This window comes from Chloroflexota bacterium (assembly GCA_026710945.1).
Lineage (GTDB): Bacteria > Chloroflexota > UBA11872 > VXOZ01 > VXOZ01 > VXOZ01.
Map to the genome: position 1 here is coordinate 64,215 of JAPOQA010000046.1, position 19,363 is coordinate 83,577.

The 19,363-nt window shown below is 58.3% G+C and carries 16 protein-coding genes; 6 read left to right on the forward strand and 10 right to left on the reverse strand.

The window, feature by feature from the left end:
* Positions 1-413: 413 nt before the first annotated feature.
* The gene (locus OXE05_09410; GenBank protein MCY4437533.1) at positions 414-881 is read left to right on the forward strand and encodes an SRPBCC family protein; all 468 of its coding nucleotides are present in this window, start codon (positions 414-416) and stop codon (positions 879-881) included.
* A 16-nt stretch (positions 882-897) separates the two neighbouring features.
* On the opposite strand, the gene OXE05_09415 is transcribed toward OXE05_09410, so the two are convergent.
* Positions 898-1,401 (reverse strand): NUDIX domain-containing protein, encoded by a 504-nt coding sequence (locus OXE05_09415; protein ID MCY4437534.1) that lies wholly within the window; start codon positions 1,399-1,401, stop codon positions 898-900.
* A gap of 399 nt (positions 1,402-1,800) precedes the next feature.
* Positions 1,801-3,240: an NADP-dependent phosphogluconate dehydrogenase gene (gndA, locus tag OXE05_09420; protein MCY4437535.1), complete on the reverse strand. Its 1,440-nt coding sequence runs from the start codon at positions 3,238-3,240 to the stop codon at positions 1,801-1,803.
* A 283-nt stretch (positions 3,241-3,523) separates the two neighbouring features.
* Between gndA and OXE05_09425 the strand changes: the two genes are divergently transcribed.
* The 3 genes from OXE05_09425 (at position 3,524) to OXE05_09435 (ending at position 6,669) form a co-directional block, all read left to right on the forward strand.
* Positions 3,524-4,312, forward strand: a complete 789-nt coding sequence (locus OXE05_09425; protein MCY4437536.1) for an energy-coupling factor ABC transporter permease — start codon at positions 3,524-3,526, stop codon at positions 4,310-4,312.
* A 316-nt stretch (positions 4,313-4,628) separates the two neighbouring features.
* Positions 4,629-5,477: a hypothetical protein gene (locus OXE05_09430; GenBank protein ID MCY4437537.1), complete on the forward strand. Its 849-nt coding sequence runs from the start codon at positions 4,629-4,631 to the stop codon at positions 5,475-5,477.
* Between the two features lie 127 nt (positions 5,478-5,604).
* Complete coding sequence (locus OXE05_09435; protein MCY4437538.1) at positions 5,605-6,669, forward strand: hypothetical protein; 1,065 nt, start codon at positions 5,605-5,607, stop codon at positions 6,667-6,669.
* A gap of 283 nt (positions 6,670-6,952) precedes the next feature.
* On the opposite strand, the gene rplL is transcribed toward OXE05_09435, so the two are convergent.
* From rplL to queF, 5 genes are all read right to left on the reverse strand, one after another.
* On the reverse strand, positions 6,953-7,339 hold the full coding sequence (gene rplL / locus OXE05_09440) for a 50S ribosomal protein L7/L12 (protein MCY4437539.1): 387 nt from the start codon (positions 7,337-7,339) through the stop codon (positions 6,953-6,955).
* Positions 7,340-7,441: 102 nt separating this feature from the next.
* A complete protein-coding gene (gene rplJ / locus OXE05_09445) occupies positions 7,442-7,975 on the reverse strand; it encodes a 50S ribosomal protein L10 (GenBank protein MCY4437540.1) in 534 nt (177 codons plus the stop codon).
* Between the two features lie 619 nt (positions 7,976-8,594).
* A complete protein-coding gene (locus tag OXE05_09450; GenBank protein MCY4437541.1) occupies positions 8,595-9,869 on the reverse strand; it encodes a hypothetical protein in 1,275 nt (424 codons plus the stop codon).
* Between the two features lie 180 nt (positions 9,870-10,049).
* The gene (locus OXE05_09455) at positions 10,050-11,042 is read right to left on the reverse strand and encodes a hypothetical protein (GenBank protein MCY4437542.1); all 993 of its coding nucleotides are present in this window, start codon (positions 11,040-11,042) and stop codon (positions 10,050-10,052) included.
* Positions 11,043-11,791: 749 nt separating this feature from the next.
* A complete protein-coding gene (gene queF / locus OXE05_09460) occupies positions 11,792-12,268 on the reverse strand; it encodes a preQ(1) synthase (protein ID MCY4437543.1) in 477 nt (158 codons plus the stop codon).
* Between the two features lie 668 nt (positions 12,269-12,936).
* On the opposite strand from queF, the gene OXE05_09465 reads away from it, so the two are divergent.
* Positions 12,937-13,920 carry a phosphoglycerate dehydrogenase gene (locus OXE05_09465; protein ID MCY4437544.1) on the forward strand — a complete coding sequence of 328 codons (984 nt, stop codon included), beginning with the start codon at positions 12,937-12,939 and terminating at the stop codon, positions 13,918-13,920.
* A 6-nt stretch (positions 13,921-13,926) separates the two neighbouring features.
* The gene (locus tag OXE05_09470; GenBank protein ID MCY4437545.1) at positions 13,927-16,908 is read left to right on the forward strand and encodes an N-6 DNA methylase; all 2,982 of its coding nucleotides are present in this window, start codon (positions 13,927-13,929) and stop codon (positions 16,906-16,908) included.
* A gap of 30 nt (positions 16,909-16,938) precedes the next feature.
* Here the strand turns inward: OXE05_09470 and OXE05_09475 are convergent, their stop codons facing one another.
* The 3 genes from OXE05_09475 to OXE05_09485 all read right to left on the reverse strand — a co-directional run bounded on the left by OXE05_09475 (position 16,939) and on the right by OXE05_09485 (position 19,206).
* Positions 16,939-17,712, reverse strand: coding sequence for a DUF1883 domain-containing protein (locus OXE05_09475; GenBank protein MCY4437546.1), 774 nt, complete (start codon positions 17,710-17,712; stop codon positions 16,939-16,941).
* 101 nt (positions 17,713-17,813) lie between these two features.
* Positions 17,814-18,917, reverse strand: a complete 1,104-nt coding sequence (locus OXE05_09480) for a HigA family addiction module antitoxin (protein MCY4437547.1) — start codon at positions 18,915-18,917, stop codon at positions 17,814-17,816.
* Positions 18,907-19,206 carry a type II toxin-antitoxin system RelE/ParE family toxin gene (locus OXE05_09485; protein MCY4437548.1) on the reverse strand — a complete coding sequence of 100 codons (300 nt, stop codon included), beginning with the start codon at positions 19,204-19,206 and terminating at the stop codon, positions 18,907-18,909. The genes OXE05_09480 and OXE05_09485 overlap by 11 nt, the downstream gene beginning before the upstream one ends.
* Between the last annotated feature and the right edge of the window lie 157 nt (positions 19,207-19,363).

Genomic DNA, 19,363 nt, shown 5'->3' on the forward strand with positions numbered 1-19,363 from the left:
GTGTTGAGTAATTCGTTGACAGAATTCTCTCCCAAATTGGCAGTGTTGACAGATCATGTCATTCCGAGCGGAGCGAGGAATCTAGGGCCCATGCAACGTGTCACCCAATAGGCTCAACATCTTAGATTCCTCTCTTCGCTGCGCTCCGTTCGGAATGACATGTGTACTGTTCATTTAGAGTACTGCGTTCAGCTGCTTTTGTTCTCAAATCAGTCAACGAATTACCTGACATTTACAATTCTGAGGAGCGCAGCGACGAAGAATCTCGTTTGTGGAGGATTCTAGATTCCGCGAACCCTGTTCGACGCTCCGCTCGGAATGACATGAAGACCAGCCCAACGAGGGAGTCTAGTCTAGTACAACTAATTCTGAAGAAGGAATCTCTTGCGGCCGCGCGGAGCGGGGTTCTTGCTATGCGACGATTCACCCTTGAGACAAGCCTCTGGCTGCCGCAGCCGGTAGAGGACGTGTTCTCCTTCTTCGCCGATGCGGCAAACCTGGAAAGCCTCACGCCGCCGTGGCTGCGGTTTACGATCCAAACGCCCCTGCCGATTGCAATGGCGGCCGGCACCCGCATCGACTATCGGCTGCGGTATCGCGGCTTCCCCCTGCGCTGGCGCACTGCAATCCAGGCGTGGGAGCCGCCGCATCGTTTCGTTGACTGCCAAATCGAAGGACCTTACCGCCGCTGGGTGCACGAGCACGTGTTCGTAGCGCAAGACGGCGGGACATTCGCGACGGACAACGTAGAGTACGCATTGCTGGGCGGTGCGTTCACCAATGTTCTGCTCGTTGGCCGGGACTTAGAAAGAATCTTCGCCTTCCGACGGCAGCGAATGCTGGAGATCTTCGGCGGCACGGCCGGAGAATGCCGCTCATAGCTCGCGCCGGGATCCGCTAGTCCGGCCCTCTATCCCGCGCTTGACCCTGTGTGGCAGCGGCGAGATACGCCTGGTCCAACGGTCTCAGATTCAATCCCTCAAGCTTCGCGAGCGGAACGAACTCGGCCGAGATTTGGTATTCATCCGGCTTTTGCGGCACGGCGCACTTGCTGTGGGAGTGGGATCGAAAGACCACCCAGAAGAAGTCGGGATACGGGTACGCGTATTGCGGAGGTCTTGGCGTTTGGTGCCGGAGATGCACAAACCCCAAGCGGTGGATGTCCCTGAGTTGAACGCCGGCTTCCTCGCGTATCTCACGATGCAGCGCGTCCAGCAGCGTTTCTCCAGCTTCCAGCCTGCCGCCCGGCAGGACTCGCGCTCCATCCCTATTACGCATCAAAAGGACGCTGTCATCGTGGAACACGAGTGACCGCACGGACGTAATGTAGTCCGGCGGCGGCAACTCGTGCGTGACATAGGCAGAGGCAACCAGCTTGATCTCGCCGCCGTGCCAGTCCATATGCTCGGTTGCAACAGCAATTTGGCAACTCAGGAAAGCGGCAACATCGGAGCTTGAACTATCACAAAGCACATTCGCCCCCGTGCAGGAGTCACTCGGTAGGATACGCTGGAACTGCAAAGAATCACGTAATGCCCAACGTGCAGAGTGCGTGCGCCTAGCAGTACACCATTGACCCTTCGACTGAGCTCAGGGCGAACGGCGCGGTGTGGAAACTAGCTAGCATGACGTAGCAATCAAGCGAGTCTTGACGTAGCGCGGGGGCTTGTCCCCCGCTTCTTCACGCTGTGCCTGTGTCTCCGTACAGAACCGATTTGGCGTTACATCACTGCACGTAACCAGATAAACGCGCGTGCCGCTTGGGGCCTGCCACGCTCGTTACACCCCGGTTGGCATCACCTACGAGATATTGTGAATGTCCTGCCACTCGGTGTGGAACGCGCCCTCCATGTCCACACGCTGGTACGTATGCGCGCCGAAATAGTCGCGCTGGGCCTGCACAAGGTTGGCGGGCAGCCGCGCCGTGCGGTAGCCCTCGATGTAGTTGAGCGCGGCGCTCATCGCCGGCGTGGGCAAGCCTTCGGAGACTGCTGCCGCTACGATGCGGCGCAGGCCGGGTGTACGCTCCCTGACGTCAGTTGCAAACGGCTCCGCCAGCATGAGATTGGGCAGGTCCGGGTCGGCGGCGAACGCCTGCTTGATGGGCTCGAGCAGCAGTGAACGAATGATGCAGCCACCCTTCCAGATGCGCGCGACAGTGGCGAAGTCCAGGTTGTAGTTGCGTTCAGCCGAGGCTGCGGTGAGAAGATGCATGCCCTGGGCGTAGGCGGAAACCGCCGCCAGGTAGACGGCATCTTGGAGCGCGGGCAGCAACTCTTCCCGCGCGCCGGCGAATGCAGGCGACGCGCCGTGCAGGATACCGTCGGCCTGCTCGCGGATCTCCTTGAAGCTGGAGAGAATCCGTGCTTCGGTAGCGGCGGTAATGGTGGGAATGGGAATGCCGTGGTCGAGGGCGCTCTGGGACGTCCACTTGCCCGTGCCCTTCTGCGCCGCGCTGTCCTGGATGATCTCGACGACGAACTTGTCGGTCTCGGTGTCCTTGCGGGTCAGGATGTCGGCGGTGATCTCCACGAGAAACGACTGCAGTTCGCCGGCATTCCAACCGGCCACGACTTCCTGTATTTCAGGCACGGTCATGCCCAGGCCGCGCTGCATCACGTCATAGGCTTCCGCCAGCACCTGCATGATGCCGTACTCGATACCGTTGTGGACCATTTTCACGTAGTGTCCGGCGGACCCCGGGCCTAAGTAAGCGCAGCAGGGACCGTCGTCCACCTGTGCCGCGATCTTGGTGAAGATGGGTTCCACCGCCGCATACGCCGTCTCCGTGCCGCCGGGCATGATGGAAGGTCCGTGCAACGCGCCGTACTCGCCGCCGCTCACGCCGGTGCCGATGTAGCCGCGCCCCTGCGCTTCTACGGCGGCGGCCCTCCGCTCGGTATCGTCATAAAACGAGTTGCCGCCGTCGATGATGAGGTCGCCGGGATCGAGCAGCGGCAGCAAGGCGTCAATTACCGCATCCGTACCCGCGCCGGCCTGCACCATGAGCATTGCCTTGCGCGGGGGCTTGAGGGCGGCAACGAAATCTTCCAGCGTCAGGGCGCCGACCACGTTCTTGCCCTGTCCCCGCTCTTTGACGAACGCCTCAGTACGCGAGGTCGTACGGTTGAAAACCGCCACCGTAAAACCCTTGCTCTCAATGTTCAAGGCAAGGTTCTGTCCCATAACCGCCATGCCGATGACACCAATGTCACAGGTGCCTGCGTTCTGCTCTGCCATGTAGTCGCTTTCTCCCTAAATACATACTTGTCGATAGTGCTCTCAGCCCGGTTTCGTGAGGAGCGGAGCACAAACTGCCAATGCCGCTGCGAGCGGCCTTGTATGCCTCTGCGCTAGATTGTAGCAGGTAAGACGGGCATCGCGCCCACCGCGCCTCAGCCTCATTGCAGAAGTGCTTATCCGAGAGTGGAGAGCAGCGGCAGTGGCGAGTTGTGTATAATCCATGCGTGGTCGCGCTGTTTAATTTCAGCCTATTAACGGCTATGAAGGAGAGCTTTGGGGTATGACGCACATCATGGTGCCGGACGGCGTTTTTCCGGTCTGGCTGTGGGGCCTTGGCTGGGTGGTTACGATTGCTATGGTCGGACTGATCGTTCTGCGCACGGACCGTGAAGCCATGGTGCGCATGGTGCCTTTGATTGGCGTGATGGCCGCGCTGATGACGGTTGCCATGTCGTTTGCGCTCGTTCCTATCGCCTATGAGCCGCACCTGACCGTGGTAGCCGGTATCTTGCTCGGGCCGGTCTATGGCTTCATTGCGGGCCACATCTTCATGATTCTCCGCTGGCTCATGGGCGACGGGGCGATTACCCTCATCGGGATCAACACCGTGCTCATGGGGGCAGAGATCACCATGGGATACCTGCTCTTCCGGGGTTTCTTGAAATTGCTAAGGGAGCGCGCAGCCCTTACAGCGGGGATTAGCGCATTCATTGCGCTTGCGTTGACGACCGGGTTGTTTCTCGGCGTTGTCGCGGCAGGCAACATCAATCCATTTCAAGGCGAGATGGGGGAACTGGGCGCGTATAGCATTGAAACAGGCACAATCCAGGATCCATTTGCCGAGGGCGTGGTGGCCTTGCACGTTTTCGAGGGTGATCATGAGGAGCATGAGGAAGCGCCCACTATCGTTGGAGAGTCTCCGTTCTTGGTCTATACCCGTGCGGTGTTAATCCTTGGTCTGATCGGATGGGTGTTGGAAGGCATCTTGGTCAGCTTGATCATCGGTTTCTTGGCGCGCGTACGGCGTGACTTGGTGATACCGGCGCGTGTTCCGGCTGCCCAGGAGTAGAAGGCGCTCGCAAGCGCGTCAGCCCATGTAGGAGACCTTTGCATAACCCCACTTTCAAGCAGGGCACTCCCTCTCCTGGGGGAGAGGGTTGGGGTGAGGGGGTCTTTTTGCTACGATGGCCCTTTACGCTGGGCAGTGTCAAGACGTATCAGGGCAGAATCGGTGTGCATATGGAGAGATTTCAGGAAATCCACCCTCACCCTAGCCCTCTCCCGTCGAGGGAGAGGGAACTATTTCGCTACCGCTTGAGTTGCGCAAAGGTCTCCATGTAGGGGCACGACCTGTCGTGCCCCTCCGACATGAGGAACAGACCCTAATGGATATCGGCACGGTTGATCTCTGGGCAACGCACTACCGCAGTTGGCTGCATAATGCCACGCTGACGGCCAAAGTAATGCTCGTCGTGGCGGTACTTGTGACCGTGACACTGGCAGACCACGTCGTGCTCTTGCTGGCAACGTACGGTCTGGTGCTGGCCTTGCTCCTCACTACACCGCTGCCGGTGCTGACACTTGGTGCAACCTCGCTCTACACGGTGTTATTTGTGGCTATCTTCGCTATCTCGCGCTGGGACGGCACTTGGCTCACGGTCCTCACCATCATCGCCAAGGCGCCGACAATGGCGCTGGTTGTCCTGCTGCTCGTTGCCTCCACACCCTATCCGCGCATCTTTGCGCCGCTGAGCCGGTTTCTGCCCGCATTGGTGGCTGAGAGCCTTCTCATGGCCTATCGCGCGGTGTTTGTCCTGTTGGAACTCACCCGGCGCTTGCTGCTCTCGCTGCGCCTGCGGGGCGGGCTCGGCGGCGGTTCGCCGTGGCAACGGGTTAAGAACCTCAGCATCGGACTGGGGCTAGTCTTTGTGCACAGCATGGACTATGTGCAGCGGCTGTATATGGTCATGCGGTTACGGGGCTACGCGGGTCAATTGGCCGGCACGCCGCGTGCTGGGACCGTATCCCGACATTCCGGCGGCAGCCGGCATCTCTCTGCTCTACTCCGGCGTGATGACGCGGCCCTATGCGGCGTGGCGTTCGTCACTGTTGGCAGCGCGCTCTTGGGTCGCGCCAGCGGGACTGCCTGGCCGATGTACGGTTTGGCAGTGGTGAGTGTTGCTGTTCTGATTGGCGCCCAGCTATTCCGCATGATCCGCCGGCCCGCCGGATAGGACAGAAGGTACGGCTATTCCGTATACTGTCACCCATACGCGCGGCCGGCGAGGGAGTATGCGGGACACGAGAAGCGCGCGCGAGGGTGAAGTGACGGCAAATGCGGCTCTGGAAGGATAGGGGATCATGATGCGTTCAGTGGTGTCCTACGTACTCGCTTTGGGACTGCTGGTAACCGTGCTTGTATTGGCCGGCTGCGCAATGCAGGAACCCTATGGGCAAGAGCCCAATCTGATAGATGGTGAACCGGCGCCGCTCACGGTCGATGTGCTGGAGAATGCCACGTATGATTCTGAGTTCGTGAAGGCGGGAAAGGCGCAGTTGCAGGACGGCGTGTACGAGGAGCAGGTTGCGCCGGACTCCGCCAGTAAGAACACCCTGGCGTTGACCGAACACATCGCATTCGGCGATGTAAATGGTGACAGACTCGACGATGCCGCGGTCGTGCTGGTGGCTAGTGGAGGCGGCAGTGGCTCGTTCCACACGCTGGCAATCGTCATTAACAGAATGGGCAATCCGTTTCACTTTCACTCCGCCGCGCTCGGGGACCGCATTCAAGTCGACTCAGTCGAGATCGAGGATTTCGTCATCACGGTGCGGATGATGACACATGGTGAGGGAGATGCCATGTGTTGTCCCACGCAGGCGGAAATGCGCCGCTACAACTTGGGCTTTGGCGTGCTCAGGTTGCTTGAACGCATTACGCCGGCCGGCAAACTAACGGAGGAAGCGCTGCGCAACGCCACCTATCAGCATGAGTTTGCCAAGGACGGCCAGGCGCAGTTGCAGGACGGCACGTACGAAGAGGCAATCGAGGGTTCAGCGAGCAAAATTCACATCGCACTGACGGACGCGGTAGCCTTTGGCGACATTAATGGCGACGGCATATGGGATGCCGCGGTTGTGCTGGAAGCAAGCGGCGGCGGCAGCGGCACGTTCCGTTCGCTGGAAGCCGTCATCAACGACGAGGGCGCACCGGTGCACGTGGCTTCCGCTTTGCTGGGCGACCGGGTGAAAATCGAGGAGATCATGGTCGCGGATCAATACATCAGGGTGCAAATGGTGACCCACGGCGAAGGCGACGGGATGTGCTGTCCCACGCTGCGTGTGGTGCACCTGTATCAGTTGAGCGAGGACGGTTTGGCATTGCGCCACCAGGAAGAGAAAGGGCGAGTCGGCGATTCTGAATAGCCGGCCACAGGCGTAAATCCCGACAGCGCAGCCCAGTAAATACTGGACTGCGCTGCTTTCTTTTTACGACGAGGGGCTGTCAGACCGGCGCAGACCGAGCTGGCATATTGAGGCATAGAGCCCCTGCCCAAGTTGGCAGGCCCCGATTGCTCTTTGCGTGCGATGAATTTACGTGCAGCCAAGGACTGTTGTAGCCCGCAAGCGCTCCTTGCATTCGACGAATTGCCAACGCTACTTGAGCTCGACGACTGCGAGCGCTACGTGAGTTCGACGACTGCGAGCGCTACTTGAGCTCGACGGTGGCCCCCACCTCTTCCAGCTTGCCCTTGACCTCTTCGCCCTCTTCCTTGCTCACGCCTTCCTTGATCGGATTCGGCGCCGCTTCCACGGCCGCCTTGGCTTCACGCAGACCCAGGCCGGTGATCTCGCGCACGGCCTTGATGACCTGGATTTTCTTGTCGCCAATGTCCGTGAGCACGACGTCGAAGGAATCCTTCTCCTCTTCAGCCGCGGCGCCGTCGCCATCGCCCGATGACGCTGCCACCGCGACCGGTGCGGCAGCCGAAACGCCGAACTTCTCTTCCAAAGCCTTTACAAGCTCTGAGACTTCGAGCAACGTCATGTTCTCGATAGCGCCAATAATGTCCTCAGTCGAAATCGTCTGTGCCATGTTTTTCTTTCCTTCCGGTAGAATCGCGTTCGATCAATAGATTCGATATTGTGTGCAAATCGGCTTCGCCTGGTGAATAGTAGGCGAGAAATGCAGCGGCAGCTAGGCGCCTTCCGATTGCTGCAACTGATCCGCCCGTGCTTGCAGCACGAGCGCCAGACTTCTTGCCACGGCGCTGAGCACGCCCACCAAGTTCGTCGCGGGGGACTGCATGCTGCCCAGCATCTTGGCCAGCAGCTCCTCGCGTGACGGCAGCGACGCCAGCGCGCGGACCTCATCGGCGCTAATGGCCTGTCCGTTCATTAGGGCACCGCGTACTTCGAGGGCATCCACGCTTTTGGCGAAAGTTGTTAGGGCTTTCGCTACCGTCACCATGTCGCCGTCGGCAAATGCGATGCCGCTTGGGCCATCCAGCAGTTGGGTGAGGCCAGCCTGGTCTTCCCGCTCCGCAGCCAAGCGCAGCAACGTGTTCTTCGCCACCTTGAACTGGCCGCCGGCAGCCCTGAGTTCGCGGCGAAGCGTTTGCATCTGTCCTACGGTGAGACCCCGGTAGTCGGCAACGATGGCAAGATCTGTGCCGCGCAGCCGCTCGCGCAAGTCTTCGATGATTGCGGCCTTTTCCTCACGAGTTCCCAAAGCGCATCACCTCCTTTCTGAAAATAAAAGAACCTTGGCGTCGACCAAGGTCCTGCGCAGCCTTCTTACGCCCGCCACGCTCCGCAATGCGGTGAAGCGCGACAGTCGTCGGTGTGCTGCGGTGTTACCTATACAGGCTTGCCTCGCACTTTGAGGATTATACTCCCCCACCGGGAGTGCCTGTGGTCAACGGCATATTTGGGTATTTTCTTCGTGCCCGCGCACGCTTATTCCAGCATAGCAGGTGCCGTGCCGCCCCTGCAATCTCCAGTCGCGGCGAAGCTCCAGACTTCTCCTGGACTCCCCGGTAAAGTGCTCCCCCATCGGGATGAAGATAGGGCAATGGCAGAAGTGGCAACGTAGCAACCGGGGGCAAGCGGAAAGCTGTGTCGACAAAACAGAGACCCTCGCAGCGGCCTGCGCCTCGTAAACGTGGCGACGAGGACTCTGGCAAGCAGCCTTCGCTACAAGTGGGACGCGCCCCCCAGCTCGTCCCAACTGAAAGCATTCAGCTTAATTGAATGATGGCTGCGGGCAATATGCCCGCAGCCATCTTCACGCTCTTATCTCATATCCCTGCAAGGAAGCAGGGCTTGCGACGCAAGATCGAGAGCAAGCGCTATTCTATATTCACAACGATGTCAACCGCCACCTCGTCACGCCGTGAGAGGAAGGGCGCCACCGAATCCAGCATGTCTCCTGCCTCGTCACCGGCAAAAGCTGCTGCAACCGTAGCCAAGTTTTGCAGGGCCTCGTCGTCTCCCAAGAAAACGGTCATAGCATACACGTCATCCAGGTAGATATCAAGGCCTTGCGGGACCAGCTTGACAGTAATCGTGCTCAAGCCGCCTTCCTTCAAGCCTGCCACAGTGTCAGCCGGAAGCATACCGGGCATGCTCAGGTTCAAGCCAATGGCTTCGAGCAGCGGCGCGGCATTTTCCAGTATGACAACCTCAGGCACCAGCAGGTCTCCGTTGGCGTTCAGGACCGTGCCGACCAACAGCGGGTATTGGTTTTCCGCAGCGCCGGGAACATCGGGAGGCTGCGATGTTTCGCCGGTGAACTTGTCTACCGCTGCCGCGCCGTCCGCCGTGGGGAAATCCACAGCAACGGTGCCAATCATCGCCAGCGCCAGGGGCACCGCGAGATCAGGCAGGACCACGTCATAGCCAAGTCCTTTGACAAGCGAAATTACTTTATCCAATGCGGCTGCATCATAATTTACGGAAACGCGTACAGCAAAGCCGCCATTGACGTAGACGTCAATATCGCCGCCCGGCCCTTTAATGAGTTGGATGTGTTGAAGATTGGCCGTCTTTAGCGATTCGATGGCTGAGGCCGACAGGACTTCACCAATACCGATCTGGCTCAGTTCGCCTTCAGAAAGACTAAGGTTGAACTGTTGCCCGGCAAGATGCATCCCGACCTCTATGCCACTGACACTGCCGTCTTCACCGAACTGAACGGCTGCCTGGGGCAAGCCATACACTTCGATTGATTCTTCAGCGCGCTCCGGAGGTGCGCCTGGACCGGAAACCGGGGCTACCTCTGAGAGACGCGCTGGCGCAAACGGTGTAGAAAGCCCGTGGCTGACAAAGCCGGTAGAAACGATCAAGAGCGAAGCCAGCAGGCCTACTATTCCGCCGATGATCAAGCCGACAATGCCCACGGCCTGACCTGTACCAGTACCACCACCTAGTTGGTGCCCTGCCTTGTAGCCAAGCCCCGCGCCTAAGTAGAGCAGTGAGAAGAGCAAACCAAAACTCACCAAGAACAGAATAGCTGCGAACTTAGTGAGTCCCCCACCGACTGCTACCAGCACAATTAGAGCGATGATGACAAGGACCAACCACAGAATTGGTACGGGCACCCACCAGTGTCTCCAGGTGGTCATAGCCTTCCCTCTCTGTGCTTGCATGCATTCATGGTTTCGTGTCTAACACTCATGCAAAGATACTGTCTGTCTTTCTAAGCAATGAGGGATACCCTTGGGGCGCGTAGGGTATCCCTCACATCACCTGCGTATGACGAGGAGCGTAGTGCTTTTCCTGATTTACACTACTACAACCCCTTCTTACGGCAGGCTCACCGTCAGGTCAACGTCAATGCGGTCACGCAAGTGCAGGTAATCCAGCGCCAAGCCGGCCTGCGGTGCGAACGCAGTGAGAATGCCCAGTGCGTCGGCGTCGCCAAGGCGAACGTCAGCCAGCATCTCACCATTACTGCCCAGGGAGAGCCCGTCATTGTTGATCTTGACGTTCAACTCGCTGATGCCATTGGCCGCCATGAGGGCAACGATATCAGCTGTAAGATTAGCAACTGTACCGAGGCCAAGCTCTGCTGCGGACATACCCAACACCGAGAGATTGCCATCAGCATCGTAACTAACGTTGGCTTTCGCCATCAACTCAATCTCTTGTTGCTCGGTACCCACGTAGCCGGAAGGTGCGCCTTCTTCACGGACCGGGATGTCCGACTCACCAATGGTGATGACCACGTCACCGCCAGAAGCGATCACCACGGGAACCACGACGTCCTTCAAGGGGATACCGAATCCGGTGAAACCTTCCACCAGAGCCAATACCCGCTCGTAGTTCGCCGCATCCTCACCCAAGTTTACACCGATGGTGTAGGCGCCGTTGACGTAGATGTCAATCAAGCCGTCCACGCCTTTAACAATCTGTAGGTGCTCAACACCAGCGGCCGTAAGCAAGCCTAAGGTCATGGCATCGAGACCCAGCGCCGGTACAGGAATACCGAACGCGCCCAGCGCGGCTAGGTCTTTCGCTGAGATACTCACCGGCGTAGCCGTGCCGCCAATAAATACGCTAGTCGTTACCGACTGCAGCGAACCATCGTCACCAAGGGCGATGGTAATACGAGGCGGCACGATCACAACTTCCATCTGCCCCGCAGATGCGCTGGATTGAGCCGCTGAAGCGATGCGCGCGGGCAGCGATACTGCCAGCAGCGCAACTATTACCGCAATCACGAGAGCGACCTGGACAAGGGAACTGTACAGGAACGTCCTATCGAGTGATTGGGTAGGGTATCTGGTAATACGCATTGATCCCTCCTCCTGAAGATCCGTTCGGGTTCGGTACGCCCCTTCACCGAACGCTACCTATAAAGATACTTACTGCTCACCACGATTTTGATACCCACGGTGTGGTGCTGCTGACATTATGGGGAACGCACAAATACCTGTCAAGGACAAAGCCCAAATTCAGCCCAAAAATTGGCAAGATTCAGGGAAAAACCTGCATATGACCTAAAAAACGATGGGTCAATGCTATAAATGGCTGCTAATGACGCTCCTTGTTCCATTGACAAGACCATTTTGCATAGAATTATCGGGTGAAAAAGCTTGACAGCCCTTTTGATGTGGGATTAGCAAGAAAGAGAGCATTCCTCCGATTCTTCGGATTCCTGCGACACAGCATGGGGTTCCGGCGGCGAATCCTCAGGCTTTGGGGATACTTCCTCCTGCCCTGGGCCGCTCCCAGTCTGGAGGGGTCTAGGCGCTTGCGCCCCAAGCAATCGGCTCCCGGCGCTGCGGTGCCCTGGCACGCGCTGGAACCAATGGGAAACCGCGTTAGTGAAATTGCACGCCGGTTGGAGGTGAAGTTGACGAGGGCTAGGGACCAATTCAGCGAGGTAACTGACGCGGCAGCTCCTCAAAGACACTTGCTCGGAGGCGCGCGGCGTCCATATTCATGACAGTGACGTAACTGCGGCACAGAGTCTCAAGGCTTCAGTTTGGAAGACTCCTCCACAAGCAAGCAGCCGGCTACAGCCGTGTGCGGGCGCAGCAGCCTAAAAGGCGGGGCGGGTCGCCGGCATTTCGAGGACGTTCTGCGCGCGTTCGAGAAAGTCATCGTCCGTGGTGGTAATAACCCGCGTAGAGACGTTGCCGCGCGGGTTGAACTCCATCATGAGCAGCGCGCCCCGCGGCTTCAGCCCTGCCAGCAATTCGTCGAACAGTTCGTTGGTGATGCGCTCGTGGGAGAAGTACTTGTCGCGGAAGCTATTAAAGTAAAGCTTCAACGTCTTTAGGTCCACAATGCGCGCGTCGGGCACGTACACCATGGTGGCGACGGCGAAGTCCGGGTACCCGGAAACGGGGTCTTTGAACGTCAACTCCGGCAGGCGAATCTGCACGTAGTAGTCACGCTTGGGTCCAGGATTTGGGAAGTAGCGAATCTCTACGGATTCAATCTCTTCTTCGCCATAGCGCGTCTGGCGTCTTCTCCGCTTCCCGCTCGGCCTCTTGTCTGATTCCGGATTGCTCATCCTGTGGGTCCTAAATGCTGTAAATGAGGGCGTGTACGATGAAAAAAGCATGCGTGCACATGCTGCAAAACCTATGAATATGACCGTACTATGTTGCTTTGCGAAACGTCAACTCACTACCGGCGCGCAGGCACTAGGCCGGTGATCCTCCGCCAGCGCCGAGGGACAACCTGCACAACACGCACCGACAGGGGAGAAGATTTCCCTCTCCCCACAAAACAAAATTGAAACCCACGTGAGCGAGCGGCAATTCTTCCACTCCCCCGGGGGAAGACCAACATGATGCCCGCGTGAGCAGGCGGCAATTCCACCTCTCCCTGGGAAGACCAACGTATTACCCGCCGGCAAGCGGGATTACTCCCTCTCCCCGGGGGAGAGGGTCGGGGTGAGGGGGAAGCGGTGCCGGCCAAGTTCAACATCAGTTGTCTCGCACAGTTTCACAAGACCAATTAAAGGGGTGTTTTCGTTTATTTTAGTAGCGCGAGACGTGCTCCCGGCATCTGCGTGCGGCCGGTTGCAGGCGCTACATCGACGCAGGAGCCAAGCATGCATGCAAGCGCTTGCGCTGCCAAGGCGATTCTCCACGTAGGTAGGCATGGGACGGCGCGTTAGACGATAATAGAGAAGCTCTGCATTCAGATACTGCTAACGAGAAAGGTGAGAGACTGGTGGCAAAGGTATTCATCGGCGCACGTTCTATCCTTGATCTTCCCGGGCCGCACTGGGACACGCTGCGCAATGCCGGCGTGGAGTTGGCTCCACCGCTCGACGTGTTTCGCCCACTTACCGAACAGGAGCTCATCGACAACCTTGACGGCGTCGTGGCTTTCGTTGCCGGCTCGGACCACTTCACCGAGCGCGTCTTCGCCGCCCATCCGCAGCTCAAGATCGTGGCCCGCGTCGGCGTGGGCTACGACCAGATCGACGTGGACGCCGCCACCAGACATGGTGTCTGGATCACCATCACCCCCGGAGCCAACAACGATACGGTTGCCGACTATGCCTTTGCTATGATCCTGGCGGTGGCGCGGCAGCTTGTGGAGCATGCGGCTATCTCCCGTGACGGCGGGTTTCACCGCATTCAAGGCGTGGACGTGTGCAATAAGACCCTGGGCATCCTGGGTCTCGGCCGCATCGGCAAGTCGGTGGCGCGCCGTGCGAGCGGCTTCAATATGCGCGTTCTCGCCTACGACGTAATGTGGGATGACGCGGCGGCGAAAGAACTCGGCGTGGAGTTCGCGGAACCGGAAGCGCTCTTCGCGGAAGCGGACTTCATCTCGGTCCACCTGCCGAGCACGCCGGAGACCGTCAAATTCGTCAACGCCGACCGGCTGGCGCGCATGAAGCCCAGTGCCTACATTGTGAATACCGCCCGCGGCAGCCTGGTGGACGAGGAGGCGCTGGTGGCCGCCATCGACGCGGGTCAACTGGCCGGCGCCGCCTCCGACGTCTTTTCCGTGGAACCTCCACCCGCAGACCACCCCTTCTTGACCCACCCCAAAATCCTGCCCTTCCCCCACGTGGCCGGCGTCACCCAAGAATCCGTCCACGCCATGGTGGTCATGGCCTTCGAATGCCTCATTGACGTCATCCAAGGCAGACGCCCGCCGTATCCGGTAGACGAACAGGCTGGGTACGAGACGTTGCCGTAAAGTGCCATGTCGCTGAATGAAGACCGACTGCAAGAAGTCGTCGCCGAGCTTCTCAGCCGCCCAGGACATGAGAAGGTGCGGTCGCTTGTCTATGACTTGCTGGTGCAGGGGCTTGGGGCGACCAGCGAGCAGGTTCGTTTCGAGGAGCACATCCGTGAGGTGCGCGGTCGGGCCGATGCCTTGCTTGGCCGCACCATTCTGGAATTTAAGCGAAATCTGCGGGTTGAGCTAGGGGATGCAGAGGAGCAATTAGCGCGCTATATCGGTCAACGTCAACGGGATACCGGCGAACACTACATCGGCATCACAACCGATGGAGCGGAATTCATTGCCTACGAATTGCGCGATGAAACGCTTGCTGAGCTGGCAAAGTTCACACCTACGTTAGACGATCCCGGCGCCTGTCTTGCCTGGCTGGATACCGCCGTCGCAATCCAGCCGGAGATCCCGCCCGAACCAGAGGCCGTACGCAAGGAACTGGGGCGCCAGAGCTTAGCCTATCACGTTGCCCGCACAAACCTAGGGCGGCTATGGCAGGAAGTGAAGACGACGCCGGACGTGGAACTAAAGCGCACGCTGTGGGCGGACTTACTCCAGATGGTCTACGGCGAATCGGTGGATGCTGACGACCTGTTCTTCCAGCACACTTATCTCACCGTAGTTGCCAAGACGATGGCCACGCGGGCGCTCGGCATTCCCCTGCCTCCGCCCGCCGACCTGCTTTCCGGCAAGGCCTTTCGCGACGCGAGTATCACCGGCGCGGTAGAATCGGACTTCTTCGATTGGATTCTGGATGCGCCGGAAGGAGACGCCCTCGTAAGCCGCATCGCCGCCCAAGCCGGACGCTTTCGCCTGCAGGACGTGCAGCAAGACGTCTTAAAGGAACTCTATGAATCGCTGATCGATCCGGCTCAACGCCACCAACTCGGCGAGTACTACACGCCTGACTGGCTGGCGGACCTCATGGTGCGAGAGGTGGTAACCAACCCCCTTGAGCAGCGCGTGCTCGATCCATCCTGCGGCTCCGGCACGTTTCTCTTCCACTCCGTGCGCCACTTCCTAGAGGCGGCGGACATGAACGGGTGTGACAACGCCTCCGCGCTGGCGGAGTGTACGCGCAAGGTATTGGGCGTGGATATCCACCCGGTGGCGGCGCTCATCGCCCGCGTGACCTATCTGCTGGCGTTGGGTCCGGAACGCCTGATCGGCAACCGAGGCAGTCTAGCAATCCCGGTTTACTTGGGAGATTCCTTGCAGTGGAATACTGAAGGCTTCATCACCGGACGCGACGTTGTGGTCCGAGTGCCAGACGGACCGCGCTTGCACTTTCCTGCCGCAATTGTGGCAGACGTTGCCCATTTCGATGAGATCGTCCAGAGGATGCTTGACTATAGCGAGCGCGGCGCTCCGGCAACAGACCTCCAGTCTTGGTTGCAGCGCGAGGATATTGGTGACGAATGGGGACGGGGCAGACTTGCAGAAACGTATCAGCACCTTTGTGACTTGCGGGCCGCGGGTCGCGATCACATCTGGGGCTATGTGGTGCGGAATCAGGCGCGTCCGGTGTGGCTCTCTACAAACGACCAACGGGCCGATGTCATCATTGGCAACCCTCCCTGGCTGGCCTATCGCTACATGTCACGCGCCATGCAACGCCGTTTTCGCGAGGAGAGCCAGCGCCGCAATCTCTGGTCGGGCGGCAACGTGGCCACGCACCAAGACCTCTCCGCGTATTTCTACGCTTGCTGCGCGGAACTCTATGCCAAACCGGGCGGTACGCTGGCCTTTGTCCTGCCGTATGCGACGTTGCACCGCAAACAATACGAGGGTTTCCGCAGCGGAGTTTTTGGAGTAGGGGACGTGGTGTTTGCTCAGGCCGCAATTCGGCAAGCCTGGACGTTTGACGAGTCTGTGCAGCCGCTCTTTCCCGTGCCGTCGTGCGTGCTCATCGGGCGCGTAGGCGATACTAGCGCGCTGCCAAAGCAAGTCGCAGCGTACACGGGCACGCTTCCCCGGCGCGACGCCACACCTGAACAGGCGGCGCAGTACCTTTCGCACGCCCCAGTACCGTGGCCTACCGGCGGGAAACGTACCGGCGGATCGGCCTATCGGGCGAAGTTCCGCAACGGCGCTACGCTTTTCCCCCGCATGCTGTGCATTGTAGAAGAAGTCTCCTCGGTGGGTGTCTTAGGGAGTGCGGCGGACGCGCCCATCCTGCGGAGCCGTCGTACACGCCAAGAGAAAGAACCATGGAAAGGCCTACCGTCCCTTCAACAACAAATGGAGAAGCAATTCGTGCAGCCGGTCTACCTCGGTGAATCCGTTGCGCCGTATCGCCTACTTCGGCCCGTAGACGGCATCATTCCCTGGGATCCTGACGGTAAGCGTCTGCTCGATGCCCAGGCCGCGCAACAGGCCGGCTATCCCCACCTCGGCGCGTGGCTGACAGAGGCGGAACGTCTGTGGGACACCCACGGCGCGGGACGTATGTCGTTCAGCGAGCAACTGGACTACTTTGGCAAACTCAGGGCACAGTTCCCGACGCCGTCAGTGCGAGTGGTCTATGCCGCTTCCGGCAAGCTATCTGCGGCCACCATTCTCACGGATAGAGAAGGGGTTCTGGAGCATAAGTTATATTGGGCCGCCACCGGCAAACGCGAGGCGCAGTACCTGATTGCTATCATCAATAGTGAGGCCGCGCGCAGCCGTGTGGCCCACATGCAAAGCCGCGGCCAATGGGGCACGCGAGACTTCGATAAGCTCATGTTCGAGTTGCCCATTCCCCTCTTCAATGTCAAAGATCCCCTACACCGTAAACTCGCCGCGGCCGCCGCCCGCGCCGCCAAGGTCGCCGCCAACGTCCCCCTCAAAGAAGGAATGTACTTCGTCACCGCCCGCAAGCACATCCGCTCCGCTCTCAAGAACGACGGCATCGCGCAGGAAATCGAGGAGTTGGTGACAAGGTTGCTCGCTGTCCCTGAAGCTTAGACCTTGCTACTAGCTAATTGACACCGGCGATTACGTAGAACGAGATTGAATCAGATCCGCAATCTCCGTGGCTATTTCCTCAATGGTATGTGTCGCAGTACTGCGGGCAATTTTATCTGCTAAAGACGGACTATATTCGACTACGGCATCCTTGGAGATGTTATGCCAGATGGGAAGTAGAACTTGGTTTCCATCTGCGACTCTTGTGATGATTCCATCAAGCTCGTAGTTGGTCCATCCCTTTGCGATGAATGCCTCAGATACCACTACGAGCCCAACCCGAGATTTGGCGAGTCCATGGTCTATCTTGCGACGCAGACTGTCCCCTATCCGCAGTTCAAATTCGTCATACCAAACAACTAACCCCTCCGCTACGAGTGCATTAGCCATAGGGCGTACAATCTCGTCCTTGTCCTCGGATGCATGTGAGATGAACACGTCGTATTCCCTGGCAGTATCTGGTGAATCATCAGACATAGGATTCTGGACCAAACTGGGTACTTGAGATAGGGGAGCCTCTCGGAGCGGAGGCAGAGCACTTGGAAGTACTCGCGCGGAAGAACGAACATTACCTCGTAAGCCCTGCATGTCAACTGTCACATGCCAGTGACCTGAACGTGGGATCGACAACCGAATAGGAGACTTCCTCGCTAATCCGCCATGGTATCTGTGTTGCCGGCCATTGCGATAGCTACTCAGGTTTGAGTTGTCGAGTAACCTGACATTGGCTGCGTTTCCAGAGAGGGTGACCTCGACAATCTCACCGCCTTTGAGTTGACCAAGATCATAGTGAGTGAAATTCATAGCATCTCCTGTCTATCCATATTCTTGATTCGGTTGGCTGGATTAGGGTTCTTCAGGACCCACGTCTGTAGCCTCCCTAGCAATTGGGCTGCAAGTCTACACTAGCTGTTTGAGTCGGCCACCCATTCGTACCGTCGTTTCAGTGACGTAAGTTGGCTATAGCCAATCAAATCTTCCTTCTGTAGTCTTCCCACGACTATAAACGGGGCTACCCCAACCGATTGCGCGAATTCCCTAACGGGGTTTGGCGTGAAGAGGCCCGCGTTGCAGAATTCGCTCCATTGCCTTGGCGGGATGATGAAATCTCTGGCGAACCGGTCTGCTTCTGACTCAATCTCTGCCATGTCTGGGTCGGAGTTTAGACCGTCAATCACCACGCGTCTTAGACTGCGGTGATTCAGCAAGTGGCAGGCTTCGTGGAAAAAGCTGAACCAAAAGATGTCGGCCCATTTGTTGCGGAGGCTCATCTGAATCAGAGCCTTTTGCTGGGACAGCCACCGTGTGGCGCCATTTGCACCGCTCTTGGGCAATTCTTGAACCACGCAGAACGCTACCCCTGCTCCCGCGCAAAGCGCTCTCATGGCTGGATCGAATTCCTCCGGTGGGTCTTCGGTCATACTTCTGATGGCGACGAGAGCCTGACGGAAAGCGTCCTCGTCGTACGCAGCCGTCTGCACTTCCTCCGCTTCAAGCTCCCCCTTGCGGAGCCAGGCCGCAAGAGCACCCATAGAGATATTCTGCTGCCCAGCCTCAGTAATGCGAAAGCCGACCGCTTCCTGGTACACCTGCGGCTTGGCGTCGGCTACTCCAAGAAAGCTCAGCAAAGCCTCTAGTTTGCTCTCTTTGTCCCGCCCGGCCTGTATCCAACCGCGCCTGATCATCTCCCTGATTGGATATTCATCCAGCCATTGCACGTTAGCCGCAATTGCTTCCCGCTCTCGGTTCCGAGCCAGAGTCATGCGATAGTCGGCTTCGAGAGTGCTCCAGAAATGCGGGCTAATACCTAGCACTTTCCCGAGACCTATCGCAGTGTCTGGGGTAATGGCCTTCTTCCCCTTGATAATCTCGTTTACTGCCTGTGCAGGTTTGCCAAGCCTCGCCGCAAGCTCCTTCTGGGTCATGCCGCGAGCCTCGATTTCCTCCTCAAGCACTTCGCCCGGAGGAATTGGCATGTCGGAGTACACACGCGAAGTTTCAGTCTTCATAGTGGTTACTCACGTTCTGTACGATTACGTGTTCCTCGGTTTCTCCCTTGGTTACGATGAGGCGCCACTGTCCTGTAAGATTGATGGACAGCTCTCCTTTCCTTCCTCCTTTCAAGGCGTGAAGGCGCATCGAACGAATGTTGTAGGCGTCTTGGAAGTCTTTGACCGCGTAGAGTTCGTTGATTCGGGTGATGTACTTACGCCCAACGGCCTGTCCCCACTTTTGGACGGCCTTGGCTGACTCTTCGTAACACAATTTCAACTGTTTTGATCTGAAAGTGACTTCCATGATTCACCCTATGGGTGAATTATATACTACAAAGTCAATTTGGTCAACGTTGCTTTAGATTACAGGCGTAAAGAAACACAGGCACTCAAGACTTCCCACAGAATCCAACAGGTCTGGGACGAAAACGTCCCAGACCTGTTGTTTCTCAGACCTATGA

Excerpts from the sequence above, each read along its gene's own strand:
- OXE05_09410 (MCY4437533.1), top strand. The coding sequence starts at position 414 with ATGCGACGATTCACCCTTGAGACAAGCCTCTGGCTGCCGCAGCCGGTA.
- OXE05_09415 (MCY4437534.1), bottom strand. The coding sequence starts at position 1,401 with ATGGACTGGCACGGCGGCGAGATCAAGCTGGTTGCCTCTGCCTATGTC.
- gndA (MCY4437535.1), bottom strand. The coding sequence starts at position 3,240 with ATGGCAGAGCAGAACGCAGGCACCTGTGACATTGGTGTCATCGGCATG.
- OXE05_09425 (MCY4437536.1), top strand. The coding sequence starts at position 3,524 with ATGACGCACATCATGGTGCCGGACGGCGTTTTTCCGGTCTGGCTGTGG.
- OXE05_09430 (MCY4437537.1), top strand. The coding sequence starts at position 4,629 with ATGGATATCGGCACGGTTGATCTCTGGGCAACGCACTACCGCAGTTGG.
- OXE05_09435 (MCY4437538.1), top strand. The coding sequence starts at position 5,605 with ATGATGCGTTCAGTGGTGTCCTACGTACTCGCTTTGGGACTGCTGGTA.
- rplL (MCY4437539.1), bottom strand. The coding sequence starts at position 7,339 with ATGGCACAGACGATTTCGACTGAGGACATTATTGGCGCTATCGAGAAC.
- OXE05_09450 (MCY4437541.1), bottom strand. The coding sequence starts at position 9,869 with ATGACCACCTGGAGACACTGGTGGGTGCCCGTACCAATTCTGTGGTTG.
- OXE05_09455 (MCY4437542.1), bottom strand. The coding sequence starts at position 11,042 with ATGCGTATTACCAGATACCCTACCCAATCACTCGATAGGACGTTCCTG.
- queF (MCY4437543.1), bottom strand. The coding sequence starts at position 12,268 with ATGAGCAATCCGGAATCAGACAAGAGGCCGAGCGGGAAGCGGAGAAGA.
- OXE05_09470 (MCY4437545.1), top strand. The coding sequence starts at position 13,927 with ATGTCGCTGAATGAAGACCGACTGCAAGAAGTCGTCGCCGAGCTTCTC.
- OXE05_09475 (MCY4437546.1), bottom strand. The coding sequence starts at position 17,712 with ATGAATTTCACTCACTATGATCTTGGTCAACTCAAAGGCGGTGAGATT.
- OXE05_09480 (MCY4437547.1), bottom strand. The coding sequence starts at position 18,917 with ATGAAGACTGAAACTTCGCGTGTGTACTCCGACATGCCAATTCCTCCG.
- OXE05_09485 (MCY4437548.1), bottom strand. The coding sequence starts at position 19,206 with ATGGAAGTCACTTTCAGATCAAAACAGTTGAAATTGTGTTACGAAGAG.